11 protein-coding genes are annotated in these 14,069 nt (G+C 75.2%); 4 read left to right on the forward strand and 7 right to left on the reverse strand.

The genetic code is table 11. The annotated features are described in order from the left end of the window. Window positions 1-208: 208 nt before the first annotated feature. Window positions 209-1,045 (forward strand): class I SAM-dependent methyltransferase, encoded by an 837-nt coding sequence (locus C8E97_RS22000; RefSeq protein WP_121007399.1) that lies wholly within the window; start codon window positions 209-211, stop codon window positions 1,043-1,045. Window positions 1,046-1,084: 39 nt separating this feature from the next. Here C8E97_RS22000 and cph read toward each other — a convergent pair whose 3' ends face one another. Further along, complete coding sequence (cph, locus tag C8E97_RS22005; RefSeq protein ID WP_121007400.1) at window positions 1,085-1,918, reverse strand: capreomycin phosphotransferase; 834 nt, start codon at window positions 1,916-1,918, stop codon at window positions 1,085-1,087. Window positions 1,919-2,179: 261 nt separating this feature from the next. Between cph and C8E97_RS22010 the strand changes: the two genes are divergently transcribed. The 3 genes from C8E97_RS22010 to C8E97_RS22020 all read left to right on the forward strand — a co-directional run bounded on the left by C8E97_RS22010 (window position 2,180) and on the right by C8E97_RS22020 (window position 5,741). Then, the gene (locus C8E97_RS22010) at window positions 2,180-2,695 is read left to right on the forward strand and encodes an OsmC family protein (RefSeq protein WP_121007401.1); all 516 of its coding nucleotides are present in this window, start codon (window positions 2,180-2,182) and stop codon (window positions 2,693-2,695) included. Window positions 2,696-2,939: 244 nt separating this feature from the next. After that, window positions 2,940-4,691, forward strand: a complete 1,752-nt coding sequence (locus C8E97_RS22015; RefSeq protein ID WP_121007402.1) for a M28 family peptidase — start codon at window positions 2,940-2,942, stop codon at window positions 4,689-4,691. 393 nt (window positions 4,692-5,084) lie between these two features. Further along, entirely contained in the window at window positions 5,085-5,741 is a 657-nt protein-coding gene (locus tag C8E97_RS22020; protein ID WP_121007403.1) for a maleylpyruvate isomerase N-terminal domain-containing protein, read from the forward strand. Window positions 5,742-5,772: 31 nt separating this feature from the next. On the opposite strand, the gene C8E97_RS22025 is transcribed toward C8E97_RS22020, so the two are convergent. From C8E97_RS22025 to C8E97_RS22050, 6 genes are read right to left on the reverse strand one after another with little or no spacing between them, the layout of a single operon-like run. Next, window positions 5,773-6,561 (reverse strand): FHA domain-containing protein, encoded by a 789-nt coding sequence (locus tag C8E97_RS22025; protein WP_246019068.1) that lies wholly within the window; start codon window positions 6,559-6,561, stop codon window positions 5,773-5,775. A gap of 10 nt (window positions 6,562-6,571) precedes the next feature. After that, complete coding sequence (locus C8E97_RS22030; RefSeq protein ID WP_121007404.1) at window positions 6,572-7,717, reverse strand: serine/threonine-protein kinase; 1,146 nt, start codon at window positions 7,715-7,717, stop codon at window positions 6,572-6,574. Then, window positions 7,714-9,759, reverse strand: coding sequence for a transglutaminase TgpA family protein (locus tag C8E97_RS22035; RefSeq protein WP_121007405.1), 2,046 nt, complete (start codon window positions 9,757-9,759; stop codon window positions 7,714-7,716). Before C8E97_RS22035 ends, C8E97_RS22030 begins: the two co-directional genes overlap by 4 nt. Next, window positions 9,756-10,892: a DUF58 domain-containing protein gene (locus C8E97_RS22040; protein ID WP_121007406.1), complete on the reverse strand. Its 1,137-nt coding sequence runs from the start codon at window positions 10,890-10,892 to the stop codon at window positions 9,756-9,758. The genes C8E97_RS22035 and C8E97_RS22040 overlap by 4 nt, the downstream gene beginning before the upstream one ends. Window positions 10,893-10,894: 2 nt before the next feature. Beyond that, the gene (locus C8E97_RS22045; RefSeq protein WP_246019069.1) at window positions 10,895-11,860 is read right to left on the reverse strand and encodes an AAA family ATPase; all 966 of its coding nucleotides are present in this window, start codon (window positions 11,858-11,860) and stop codon (window positions 10,895-10,897) included. 5 nt (window positions 11,861-11,865) lie between these two features. Beyond that, window positions 11,866-14,037: a fibronectin type III domain-containing protein gene (locus tag C8E97_RS22050; RefSeq protein ID WP_121007408.1), complete on the reverse strand. Its 2,172-nt coding sequence runs from the start codon at window positions 14,035-14,037 to the stop codon at window positions 11,866-11,868. Window positions 14,038-14,069 lie beyond the last annotated feature (32 nt).

Raw genomic sequence — 14,069 nt, forward strand, 5'->3', positions numbered from 1 at the left:
GTGTTGGATTTGCCCTCCTTCGTCGGGCGGCTCGGCCGCCATTGAGTCGGCGGCTCGCGGGGCGGATTCCGCCGATCGAAAAGCGTGATCGTCGGAACCCGCGCCGCGAACCACCGACGCGGCCTCGCGGGACTGGGCGCGAGCGGTAGCGAGCAAGGAGCGGGAGTGGGAACGGGGGTGGGTGGGTTGTTTGTGGGAGGGTGGTGGGGTGCCGGTGGGGTGGGAGTGGGACGACACGTTGTTCGCCGGGGCCGCGCCTTATTACCGGCGGGGGCGGCTGCCGTATGCGCCGGGGCTTTCCGGGTTGCTCGCTCGGGAGTTGGGGCTTGACGGTCGGGGGCGGTTGCTCGACGTGGGCTGCGGGCCCGGTGTCCTCGCGCTGGAACTGGCGCACCTGTTCGGCGAGGTGGTCGGGGTGGACCCGGACGGTGGGATGATCGCCGAGGCCGAGCGCCTGGCCGCGGGTGTGGCGGGACGGGCGCGGTGGGTGCGCACCCGTGCCGAAGACCTGCCGGCGGGGCTCGGCACGTTCACGGTCGCGACGTTCGGCCAGTCGTTCCACTGGATGGAGCGCGACGTGGTGGCGGCCACCGTCAGGGACATGCTGTGCCCGGACGGGGCGCTGGTGCACGTCTCGGACCTCAAGGCGGAACGGCGGAGCGTCGACGGGCTCCCGCACCCGGCCGTGCCCTACGCGGGGATCGGCGAGCTGGTCGCCCGCTACCTGGGGCCGGTGCGGCGGGCCGGGCGCGGCGTGCTGCCGCACGGTACGCCCGCCGGCGAGTCCGAGGTGTACCGGCGGGCGGGGTTCTCGGGGCCGCGCCGGCACGTGCTGCCCGGTGGGCAGGTCGTGGAGCGGACCTGCGACGACGTCGTGGCGTGGGTGTACTCGAACTCCTCCTCCGCGCCGCACCTGTTCGGCGCGCGGCGCGGCGGGTTCGAGGCGGACCTCGGGCGGCTGCTGCGGGCGGCCTCGCCGTCGGGTCGGTTCTCCGAGCGCCTGCCGAGCACCGAGGTCGTGGTCTGGCGCAACGCCGCCCGGTGAGCGCGCCCGCCGCCACCGGGGGGACAGCGGCAGCCGGGGTCAGCGGTAGCCGGCCAGGCCGTCGTCCCGTTCCGCGTCGTCACCGTCGAGCGCGCCGGCCAGGGCCTGCTGGAGGGCGAACGTGCCCTGGTACGCCCTGATCCGTGGCCCGACCACCGCCCGGTCGAGGCCGAGCAGCCCGATCACCCGGTCCAGCAGGGCGGGGCCGTAGCTCGCCCCGACGGCGGCGAGGTCCTCGGCCGGGTCGCCGACGACCGCGCCGTCCCAGTCGACCACGCCGACCAGCCGGGGCGGGTCCGCCTCGTCCCACAGCACGTTCTCGCCGCCGAGGTCGCCGTGCACCAGGCCGGTGGCGACGTGGTCGAGGGCGAGCACGGCCGCCAGCTCGCGCTCGGCGCGCTCCCGGCCGGCGGCGGCCATCAGCGGGAACAGTCCACTGTGGACGCCGTCGGCGAACTCCGCCCAGCGGTGCGGGTCGGCGGTGGGCACGTCGGCCGGCCGCCGGTCCGCCATGACCCGCAGCAGGCGGGCGAACCCGGCCGCCACGCCATCGACCCGCGCGGCGCCCACCCGGTCCAGCGGCGCGCCGGGCACCCGGTCCAGCTCCAGGAAGCGCTCGCCGACCGGCGCGGCGAGGTCGACGTCGGCCGACGGCACCGGCACCCGCACGCCGAGGTCGAGCGCCGCCACCGCGGCCGCCAGGGCGGCCCGCCGGGGCAGCGCGGCGGCGGCGGACGCCGTCCTCGGGAACCGGAACACGCGGTCCGCCGTGAGCAGCACGTCGTGGGACTGGCCTCGGTGCAGGGTCGCGTCGCCGAGGTCGTGGCCGGGTCGGGCGCGCCGGACCACGTCGAGGTAGTGGGCCAAGGTCATGACCGCGCATGGTGCCGTCGCGGCGGGGCGGGGGCGAGCGGGTTTCGGCCGGGCCGCGAGCCGCCGCGCGTTCCCGGTGACGGCGTGCTCGGGCGGCGCGGCCGGGTGTCCACGCGCTGGGACGGTCGCCGTCCACATCCCGGACGGCTCGGGTTATTCCCGCGACCCGGCCGCCGTCCCAGGGCGTGGCGGGTGCTGTCGGCGGGCCCGGCGCGGGCCCCACACTGCGCGTGCCCCTTCCCCGACCCGAGGAGAACCGCGATGACCGTCGAAACCCGGCTGAACGACGTCGACATCCAGGCCGTTGGCGCGCTGGTCGCCGCCGTCCAGGCCGACGAGGCCAAGGCGAGGACCACGTGGGCGGCGCACGTCCGGTGGCGGGGCGGGTTCCGGTCCGAGGCGCGGGTCCGCGGTTTCGCGCCGACGCCCTCGGACGAGCCGACCGCGCTCGGCGGCGGCGACAGCGCCGCGAACCCGGTCGAGCAGCTGCTCGGCGCGCTCGGCAACTGCCTGGCCGTGGGGTACGCCGCGAACGCCACCGTCGCGGGCATCGCGATCGACGGGCTCACCATCGACCTCAAGGGCGACGTCGACCTGCGGGTCTTCCTGGGCCTCGCGGAGGGGCACGCGGGGTTCGACTCGATCACCGCGCGGGTGCGCATCGACTCGACCGCGCCGCGCGAGGAGATCGAGGCGTTGCACGCCAAGGTGATCGGCTCCTCCCCCGTCGGCCACACGCTGGCGAGGGCGGTGCCGGTGGCGGTCGAACTGGTGTGAGCCGCCGGGCCACCACGACCACGTGCCGCCCGGTATGCCCTGTTAGTCCGAATGTCCCGAGGCAGACGATCACCGCGCAACCCGACAGTGTCGCGGTGAACGGCGCTCACCGGTACCTACCGCAAGCCCTACCTGGCAGGACCCGCGCGGTGCGACGCTTCCTTGGTTCGGCCGCGCCCCGGTGACGAGGCCGCCCTTCCTGCGGGGTGGGCCGGGCTTTCCCTGCCTTGTGAGGAGTATTCGGATGAAACGCAGAATCCTGGGTGCGGTGGTCGCCATGACGGCCCTCGCCTGGGTGACCACGGCCGCGACCCCGGCCCTGGCGGACCAGGAGCAGCCGGGTGGCACGGCGACCGTGACGTCGCTCGCGCCGCCCAACATCGACGTGGCGGCCGTGCAGGGCCACCTGGCGCAGTTCCAGTCGTTCGCGAGCAGCGGCGGCGGCCACCGCCGCGCGGGCAGCAGCGGGTACACGCAGTCGGTCGCCTACGTGAAGGCCAAGCTCCAGGCCGCCGGCTACACCGTCGCCGAGCAGCGGTGCACCTCCTGCACCTACGTGTCGAACAACCTGATCGCGGACTGGCCGGGCGGCGACGCCAACCAGACCATCATGTTCGGCGCGCACCTCGACGGCGTCTCGGCGGGACCCGGCATCAACGACAACGCCACGGGTTCGGCCACCCTGCTGGAGAACGCGCTCCAGCTCGCGGCGCGGAAGCCGACGATGGCCAAGCACGTCCGGTTCGCCTGGTGGACCGACGAGGAGCAGGGCCTGAACGGTTCGAGGTTCTACGTCGGCCAGCTGTCCTCGACCCAGCGGTCGGCCATCAAGGCGTACTACAACTTCGACATGGTGGGCTCCCGCAACGCGGGCTACTTCATCAACAACATCAACACCGCGGCGGCCGCGCCGCTGAAGGAGTACTGGAACTCGCTGGGCCTGTCCCCGGAGGAGAACACCGAGGGCGCGAACCGCTCGGACGACGCCTCCTTCCAGCGGGCGGGCATCCCGTCCTCCGGTTACGCCACCGGCGCGTCGTACCGCAAGACCAACGCCCAGGCGGCGAAGTGGGGCGGCACGGCGGGCGCGGCGTACGACTCGTGCTACCACAGCTCGTGCGACACGACGAGCAACGTCAACCCGACCGCGCTGGACCGGGCGGCGGACGGCGTCGCCTACACCATCTGGAAGCAGGCCGTCACCGACGCGCCGGTCAACGACTTCTCGCTGTCGCTGAGCCCGTCCTCGGGCTCGGTGGCGGGCGGCGGCTCGGGCACGTTCACCGTCGACACCGCGACCACGTCCGGCTCGGCGCAGAGCGTCGCGCTGACCGCGACCGGCCAGCCCAACGGGGTGTCGGTCTCGTTCAGCCCCGCGACCGTCCAGTCCGGCTCGGCGTCGACCGCGACCGTGTCGGTCGGGTCGTCGGTGGCCAACGGCACCTACCCGATCACCGTGAAGGGCACCGGTTCGGTGGCCAAGACGGCGACGTACAACCTCACCGTCACCGGTGGCGGCGGTGACGACTTCTCGCTGTCGCTGAGCCCGGCTTCAGGCTCGGTCGCCGTCGGCGGCTCGGGCACGTTCACCGTCAACACCGCGACCACGTCCGGCTCGGCGCAGGACGTGGCGCTGACGGCGACCGGCGCGCCCAGCGGGGTCACCCTGTCGTTCAACCCGGCCACCGTGCGGTCCGGCTCGGCGTCCGCGGTGACGGTCTCGGTCGCCGACTCGACCGCGAACGGCACCTACTCGATCACCGTGGTCGGCACGGGCGCGGCGACGCACAGCGCGACCTACAGCCTGACCGTCACGGGCGGCGGGGGTCCCGGCGGCTGCGACGGTGTCGAGGCGTGGAGCGCGTCGACCTCCTACGTGCCGAACGACGTGGTCTCCCACAACGGCCACAAGTGGAAGTCCACCTGGTACTCGGCCGGCGCGGAACCCGGCGAGCCGGGCTCGTGGGCGGTGTGGGAAGACCAGGGCCCCTGCTGACCCGCAGAACCCCTGACACCCCCACCGGGGCGGCTGCAACGCGATGAGCCGCAGCCGCCCCACCCCTCCCCTCGATCCCTCCCCCCGCGCTCTCCCTTCCCCGGCAGGGTGAACACCAGCCGACCAGTTCGCACGCACTTCACACCCATACCGCTCCCGCACCGCGAGGCCGCGTCGGGGTGTCGCGCCTCATTTCCCGCCGATCACGCTCTTCGATCGGCGGGAAATGAGGCGCGATGGCCCGACTTGATGGCGGCCTCGCCCGCCGTCTGCGGAGCAGCGGCCATCCAACACAGCGGGAAATCAGGCGCGATGGCCCGACTTCCAGGCGGCCTCGCCCGCCGCGACGGAGTCGCGGCAATCCAACACAGCGGCAATCAATACAGTGCAACCGTGGATCTCTTCTCGCTTTCCTGGACGGTACTGCTGGCGGCGGTCGCCGACCTGTCGGACGAGGACTTCGCGCAGCCGTCCGGCTGCACCGGCTGGTTGGTGCGGGACCTGGTGTGCCACCTGGTCATCGACGCGCAGGACGTCCTGATCACCCTGGCCACGCCCACCGACGCCGAGCCCACCCGCGACGCGGTCACCTACTGGCAGGTGACCGACACGCCGCCGACCGGCGACGACCCGCTGGACGCGCTGACCGTCCGGCTGGCCGCCGCCTACGGCGACCCCGGCCTGCTGAAGTTCCACCTCGACGACGTCGGGCAGGCCGCCGGCCGCGCCGCGCGGCTCGCCGACCCCGCCGGCCGCGTCGGCACGCGCGACGTCGTCCTCACCGCGGGCGACTTCCTCTCCGCGTACGTCCTGGAGTGGACGCTGCACCACCTCGACCTGACCGCGCACCTCGCCGACGCCGCGCCGCCGCCCGCCGAGGGCCTCGCGCGGTCCCGCGCGGTGCTGGAGCAGATCGCCGGCACCGCGTTCCCCGCGTCGTTCTCCGACCGGGACGCGCTGCTGGTCGGCACCGGGCGGCGGCGGGCCACCGACGCGGAGCGCGCCGAGCTGGGCGGGTTGGCCGCGCGGCTGCCGTTCGTCATCGGCTGAGCACCCCACCGCACGCGCGCACCCCGCGACCTCAGTCCGCGATGGACAGGTCGCGGGGTGTCAGGGTGGTCGAGCGCACCAGTTCCCGCAGCAGGTTGTCGTTGAGGGCGTTGCCGACCGGCTCGCCCACCTCCTCGCGGGTCAGGCAGGGCACGCCGCGGGCGGACAGGCGGTCGCGCACGACGCAGACCCGGTGCTCGACCTTCTTCGCCGTCCAGCCCACGTGCGGCTGGAGCTGCGCCAGGCGCAGGGCGGCCTCCTTCCACGTGAGCGGCTTGGGGTTCGGCTCGTGGAGCAGGTAGTGCCACCCGAGCACGACCAGGATCAGGCGCTCGTCGGCGCTGAGCGGGTACGGCAGGGGCGGGTCGGTGACGTCCTCGTGCCGGGAGCGGGGCTGGTCGCCGTCGGGACCGGTCACGAACACCTCCAGCAGGTGCTCGCGCTCGCGCGAGCCCGGCACGTGCACCGGGGTGTAGCCCTCGGCCAGCGGCACCGCCTCCTCGTCGGCGAACAGCCACTGCGCGCGGGGCAGCCGGATGGGCCTGCGCCCGGTGTTGCGCAGCCACCAGCGCCCCCGGCGGTGGACCAGCTCGCCCTGCCTGCGGCTGACCTGCCGGTCGTCCTCGCCGAGGCAGACGTGCACGTCCGGGCGGTTGCGCCCGAAGTAGACGGTCCGGCTCTCGCGCGGGCCGACGGCGTACCCGCCGCCGATGGCCAGGACGTGGATCGCGCCCGCGACCGCGCGCGGGACGCCGCGCGACAGGCTGTCGTGCCCCCTGGGCAGCAACAGCCCGCCCGCGTACTGCAGTTCCGGGTTCACTCCGCTCTCCTCACCTGCGGCAGACCGCACCTCGTACGCCTTTGGGGCGGCTCTCGACCACCCGGTCCCCCTTGGTGCCGCGGACCAGGAAGCAGTACTTGCGGCCCGCCTCCACCGACACCTTCTTGGCGCGGTTGCGTTCCGCCAGCAGGGTTTCGCCCTGCCCGCCCTCGACCCAGTACACGACGGCGAAGAACAGCTTGTCGTCGTTCGCGGTCCACGTGAGGGACACCGCGTCGACGAGGTCGGTGGGCTCGTCGAGCACCACCTCGACCGGCGGCGCGGAGGTCGCCGACGACGGCGGCGGCGCGGGCGACGGCGGCGGTGCCGCGCGCTCCTCGGCACGTGGCCACGCGACGAACGCCACCAGCACCGCCAGCGCCACCGCCACGGCCGCCGCCGGCCACCACCGCCGGACCCGGCGGCGTGGTGGGCCCGCCGCGGGCGGCGCCTCGTCCGCCTGGAGCGACCGCTTCGCCGGGTCGGGCGCGAGGAGGCGGCCGATGGCCGTGGACAGCCCGACCGGCACGTCGGGCCGGCTGATCGCGGGCACGGGGTCGCCGAGCACGCGCAGGACCCGCTCGGCGGTCATCTCCCCGATCCGGCTGGGGTGCGGCGACTCGCCGGTCAGCGCGAAGTGCAGCACCGCGCCGAGGCCGTACAGGTCCGTGCGCGCGTCGGCCACGCCGGTGCGCAGCGTCTCCGGCGACACCCACTCGATGCCGTGCAGCGGGTCGCGCCGGAACGCCTGCCGCACGGCGATCCCGAAGTCCGCCAGCACCGGCTCGCCCGTGCCGCGGAACAGCACGTTCGACGGGCTCACCCCGCCGTGCAGCACGTCGACCCGGCGGGCGGCGACGAGCGCCCGCGACAGCGCGCCGCCCAGCGCGGCGACCTCCTCCGGGGACAGCGGGCCCGCGCGCTCCACCCGCTTCGCCAGCGACTCGCCGCACAGCTCCATCCGCAGCGCGTGCCTGCCGTCCACCACCTCGACGCGCTCGACCGGCAGCACCGGCGCGGACAGCCTGGCGAGCCGGGCCCGGTCGCGCTCGACCGCGGCGAGCGTGCGCCGGTCGAACCTGCCGGGGAACACCTTCAGCGCGCTTCCCCCGACGGCGTAGACGTCGGCGACCGGGCCATGACCGAGCAGGTTCATCGAACCGCGAACACCGCCTTCAGCCGCGCGCCGACCGGCCGCCGCGCGAGGGCCAGGCGTACCTCCCGCACGGCCTCCCACGCGGCGGCCACGTCGCCGTCGTCCGCGCCCGCGCCCGACCACAGCGCCGCGTCCAGCCGGTGCGCCAGCCGGTGCAGGGTGTCCGCCACCGGGCCCTCGGACACCGCGGCGAGGTCGCGGGGCGTCATGCCGGGCGTGACCCGCGTGCCGTGCGCGCGCAGCCGGTCGCGCACCTCCCACCAGGCGGCGACCACGCCGCGCGGACCGGTGAGCCGCCTGCGCCGCCAGGTCCGGACCACCTTGGCCGCCGGGATCGCGACCAGGCCCAGCGCGAGCAGCGCCACCAGGCCGAGCGCGGCCCACGCCGCCAGCTCGCGGAAGTCGATGTCCGGCCCCGGCGTCGGCACCGGCTCGTCGGCGGGCAGCGGCGGGTCGGGCAGCTCGTCCTGCGGCGGCGGCAGGTCGGCCCGTGCCGCCGCGGTGACCTGCGCCAGCCCGGACCGGGCCGCCGCCGCGCCGCCCGCGCCGCCCGCCGGGTCGAGCGGGACCCAGCCGACACCGGCCACCGCGACCTCGGGCCACGCGAGCACGTCCCGGTTCCGCACGACCACCCGGCCGTCGGGGGCGGGCGTCGGCGCGCGGTACCCGACGGCCAGCCGCGCCGGGATGCCGACGATCCGGGCCAGCACCACGTACGCGGCGGCGAACTGCTCGCTGGTGCCCCGCTTGGCGTCGAACAGGAACTCGCGCAGCTGGGGCCAGCCGCTGCCGGTCGGCAGCGGCTCACCCGTCGCGACCTTGTACTCGCGGCTCAGGTACTGCTCCAGCACGAGCGCGCTGCGGAAGGTCGGGCGCGCGCCGCCGGTGGCCTCGCGCGCCAGCTCGGCGACGCGGGGCGGGACGATGCCGAGGTCGCCCGGTGCGAACTCGGCGGACACGCCCGCGTCGCGCAGCCGGTCGGGGTCGACCCGCGGCTCCCACCACCGCAGGTCGTACTCCACCCGCCCGGTGCGGCCCGGCGACAGCAGCGCACCGGTGGCCTCGTCGACCAGCGGCGCGATGCCGTCGACCGACGCGGGCATGGCCTGGCTGGGCACCCACGGCCCGTCGCCGGGGACGGTGAGCCGCGCGGAGTGCGACTCCGTCGGCACGGTCACCCCGGCCGGCGGCCCGATGCCCACGCCGAGCCTGCGGTACCGGTCGGCCGGGGTCCAGGTGACGCCGTCGAACCCGTCCAGCACCACCAGCCGCCAGCGGTCGACCGGTGCGTCGCCCGTGTAGCTGAACACCTCCGCGTCCGGGTCGGACAGCCGCGCCGCGACCTCGCCCAGCGGGCTGGTGGTGCGCGGCAGCGGCGCGTGGGCGGCCTGCGTCCGCCGGAGCGAGAACGCCGGTCCGGGGTCGACCGCCGCCACGGCCACCCCGGCGACGAGGCACAGCGCGACCGTGGGCACGACCGCCGAGCGCGCCCACGAGGCGAGCAGGCAGGCGGCCACCAGGGCGTAGCCGAACGCGACCAGCACCGCCACCGCGCCCGACACCGCGACGAACGCCTGGCTCAGCGCGAGCAGCGCGAGGCTCGGCGTGACCGCCACCGCCGGCCACCGCAGCAGCTCGACCCCCAGCACCGCGGTCAGCAGCACCAGCAGGGGCACGAACAGCAGCAGTTCGGCGTCCGGCCGCACCGGCCACGTCGACTGGAGGGTGAGCTGCCAGGAGTCGGTGACGCCCGCGGCCAGCGCGCGCAGGCTCGCCGCCGTCGGCAGGCCGTGGAACGTCGTGCGGAACAGCGACACCTCGACCAACGCCACCGCGCCCGCCACGAGCGCGAGCACGGGGCGCACCGGGAGGAGCGCGGGCACGCGGGCGCACAGCTCCACGACGGCGTAGCAGGCCACCAGCACCGCCGCGATCGGCGGCGCCAGCGCCCACAGGCCGAACACCGGCGCGAACAGCAGGCCCGCCACCGCCCCGGCGGCGAGCACGCACAGCGCCCGGCCCCTCATCACCCGCCCCCTCATCGCGCGACCACCGTCTGCCAGCGCAGCGTCGCGTCCAGCGCGTCCGTCGCGCGCAGCACCCGCACCCCCGGCACCTGCGGCGCGGCGGAGTCCAGCGCGACCACGACGACGTCCACGTACCGGGGGCGCAGCGCGGCGAGCGCGGAGCGGTCCTCCGGCGCGGCGACCGGCGAGACCACCACGAGCATCCCGCCGCCGCCGTGCGCCAGCGCGGCGGGCACGAGCGGCAACCCGGTCCGCGCGGTCCGGTCCACCACGCACAGCTCGTCCAGGAACCGCCGGACCGCGCCCGACCCCGGTGTCGCGCCGACGTCGAGACCGCCCGACGCGACCAGCCGGCACCGGTGCTCCTCCTGGGCCGCCGCGACCACCAGGGACGCGGTCAGCTCGACGGCCTCCTCGAACCCCGGTTCCGCCGGGATCTCCCGGCGGTTGTCCAGCAGCACCGTGAACTGCGGCTGGTGCGGGTCGGCGTAGTCCCGGATCATCAGCTTCCCGGTCTTCGCCGTCGCCTTCCAGTGCAGGTGGCGCACCTCGTCGCCGGGCACGTACTCGCGCACCTCGCGGACGTCCAGCGACCCGCGCGGCGAGGTCTCGGTGGCCGCGCCGTCGTGGTGGTGCAGCGGGAGGCCGCCCGCGACGGACCGCACCGGGTGCGTGCGCGGGTAGACCCACAGCGTCGTCGTGCCGCCCAGGAACAGCTCGGACCGGCTGAGCCCGAGCGCGTCGGCCCGGCGCAGGCTCAGCGGACCCACCTCGTGCTTGCCGCGCCGCCCGGTCGGCAGCTCGTTCAGGTAGGACTGCTCCGCGCCGGGCGCGAGCGAGCGGACGGCGACGGTCAGCGTGAAGTCGCCCACCCGGTCGACCGCGGTGAAACCGTGCTGCCGCCGCGCGGCCGGGTTGTGGACGCGCAGCGTGATCCCCGCCCGGCCGCCGCGCTCGACGCGGTCGCGGAACAGCTCCCGGTGGACGTCCACGCGGGGCCGCCGCGCCGCCACCAGCACCGCCGCGACGACCGCGCCCACCGCGATCGCGCCGAGCGCGAGCGGCAGCGGGTGGCCGGCCGCCAGGCCGAGCGCCACCAGCAGGGCCGCGGCCACGAGCGTGCCCGCGCCGCGCCGGGTCAGCCGCATGGTCAGCCCCCCGAGGCGCCGGCGACGGGCACCGGGATCTTGGCCAGCAGGTCCCGCACGACGTCCTCGGCCGTGCGCTGCCGCAGCTCGGCGTCGGGGGTGAGGATCAGGCGGTGGTCCAGCACCGGGTGCGCGACCTGCTTGATGTCGTCCGCCGTCACGAACTCCCGCCCGTGCGTCGCGGCGATGCCCTGCGCCGCACGGATGAGGGCGATGCTGCCGCGCGGGCTCGCGCCGTACCGGACGTCCGAGTACTGCCGGGTCGCGGAGGTGAGGGTCGCCGCGTACCGCACGAGGGCGGTGTCGATGCGGATGCCGCGCACCTGCGCCACGGCGTTCTGGAGGGTCGGGATGTCCACCACCGGCGGCAGTTCGTCCGGGTCGACCCCCGCGCGGTCGCTGATGATCACCATCACCTCGGCGTCCAGGTCCGGGTACCCCATCCGCAGCCGCATCAGGAACCGGTCGAGCTGCGCCTCCGGCAGCCGGTAGGTGCCCGCCATCTCGATCGGGTTCTGCGTGGCGATCACCAGGAACGGCGTCGGCACCTCGTGGCGCACCGCGTCGACCGTGACCCGCCGCTCGGACATCACCTCCAGCATCGCCGACTGGGTCTTCGGCGTGCCGCGGTTGATCTCGTCCGCGAGCACCACGTTGGCGAACACGCCGCCGGGGTGGAACACGAACTTCTCGTCGTTCTGGTGGTAGACCTGCACACCGGTGATGTCGCCGGGCAGCAGGTCGGGCGTGAACTGGATGCGGTTCCAGGTGCCGCCGATGCTGCGCGCCAGGCACCGGGCGAGCGTGGTCTTGCCGATGCCCGGCACGTCCTCGAACAGCAGGTGCCCCTCGCACAGCAGGGCTGCCACGGCCAGCCGCACGACCTCCGGCTTGCCGCGCACCACGCGCTGCACGTTCGCGGCGATCCGCTCGTAGACCTCGCCGGCCTGGGTCACGTGTGTGGTCAAGGCTGTCACTTCCAAGTGATTCTGTTGGACTCGATGACTTCCTGGCGCGACTCGGTCAGCACCGTGACCCAGACCCTCTCACCGGGCACGTCGTAGTTCAGCTTGTTGTAGACCGCGGCCCCGGTGGCGTCGGTCGTGAACGGCTCGGTCCGGACGTCGAGGGTGGAGTTGGAGCTGAGCCTGAGCAAGTAGGTCGTGTTGGGGTCGAGCCCCGACATCGTGGCGTTCACCCAGGCGCACGCCGGCGGGTGGCAGCGGTCCGTCTGGGACGGCCCGCCCTGCTCGATGTGGGCACTGGCGGTCTTCGGCTTCTCGTCCCGGATGGAAATGGAGGCGGCTTCGCCGTCGAGGAGCTGCCCGTCCGGCGTCCTGGTCACCGCGTGCACGGTGAACGTGTACGCGGTGGCGGCCTCCAACTGCTTGTACTTGGCCTCGGTCGCGGTCACCTGCCGCGTCCCCTGGCCGGTGGCGGCGACGACGTAGTGCACCAGCGTCCCGCCGTTGAGCGCCGGTTGGCCCCAGCTCACCGTGACGTCCCGCGTCGGCCGGTCGTCGGGGTCGTAGCTCGCCTTGAGCCCGACCGGCGGCGCGGCGGGCGAGACCGGCGCGACCGGGACCACCGGGTTGGCCGACGTGCCCGGACCCGCGCCCACCTGGTTGGTGGCGGCCACCGTGATGACGTACCGCTCGCCGTTGACCAGGCCCTCGACGACCGCCTGGCGCTGGTCGCCGCCGACCGGGAAGGACCCGCTCCCGCCACCGCCCTGCCAGGACACCAGGTAGGACGTGATCGGGGCCCGGTTGTCCGGCGCCTCGCCCCAGGTGACGGTCGCCGACCCGTTGCCGGCCTGCGCCAGGACCGACGGCGGCGCGCCCGGCCGGCCCGCCGGCACCGGGGCCGGTGGCGGCGGCGGTGTCGTCCGGTCCTGCCGGTCGGGCTCGCGCTGGTCGGTGGCGCGCTGGTCGGTGCCGCGCTGGTCGGGGTGCTGCCGGCCGGGCAGCGGGTCGCGCCGCCCGTTGCCCGGCGTGGGCACGCCGACGTCCGGCTCGGACGTGTCGTCGGGCGGCTGCGGTTGCGACTGCGGGGTGGCGGCCTGCTTCCCGGACACGTCGACGTCCCGCACCCTGCCGTCCTCGGCGACCACCAGGACCTGGGTGCCGTCGGAGTCCTCGACGTAGACCCGCCGGTCCTCGCCCTGGGACAGCCGCGGCTCGCCTTGGTCGCGCTTGACCGGCTTCTCGTCGCGCCGCGCGCCGTCCGGGCCGAAGGTGAGCACCGTGCCCTGCTTGCGTTCCACCAGGGCGACCACGTCGCCGGTCGACACCGGGCCGTCGTAGTCGCCGGCGGGCAGCGGGACCGTGACCGCCGCCGCCGCGGGCCGCGCGTCCGGGTCGACCAGGACCAGGTTGCGCCGGATCGGGTCGAGGATCGCCACCCGGCCGCCCAGGTCCCTGGCGGCGGGCCGGGAGTTCGGCGACAGCGAGACGCCCAGCGCCTTGCCCGGTCCCAGGACGCCGTTGTCGACCGTGTGCAGCGAGCCGGTGAACAGGTCGACGAACGCGGGACGCCCGCCCACGACGGTCAGCGCGCCCGCGTGGTCGGCGGGCGCGGAGACCGGGCAGCCGGACAGCTCGACGGCGGACCGCGCGATGGTGCAGATCGAGCCGACACCGGTGCGGTGCAACCACATCGTGCCGTCGTCGGTCACCACCGGGTTGCCGATGGGCCCGCCCGCGGCGATCGTCGCGGTCGGGTCGCCGAGGCGGACCACCTTGCCCGCCCCGCGGTACACCGCGTACGGGCCGCCGACCACCTCGATGCCCAACGGGTGCTCGTCGGCGGGCGCGGGGACGGAGCCCTGCGGCGACAGCGTCGCCTTGTCGAACGGCGTGATCCGGCCCTGGCCGACGACGAAGGCGCGGGTGTCGCCCTGGAGCACCTGGCTGCCCACCTCGGCGTCCACCGGCAACCGCGCGTCGACGTTCGCGGTGCCGCCGTCGATGTGGAACACCACGCCCAGCACGGAGTTGTACACCCAGTGGCCGGTCGTGGTGAACGCCGCGGCGGACAGCGGGCGGGTGGCCCCGGTCAGCGTGGCCACCAGCACCGCGGCGCAGAGCACCGCCACCAGGGCGTACGGCCCGCCCTTGCGTGACGCCGAACGCGTGATGATCACGAGAGGCAACCTATCCGTGTGGTCCGGGACCG

Source organism: Saccharothrix australiensis, assembly GCF_003634935.1.
GTDB lineage: Bacteria > Actinomycetota > Actinomycetes > Mycobacteriales > Pseudonocardiaceae > Actinosynnema > Actinosynnema australiense.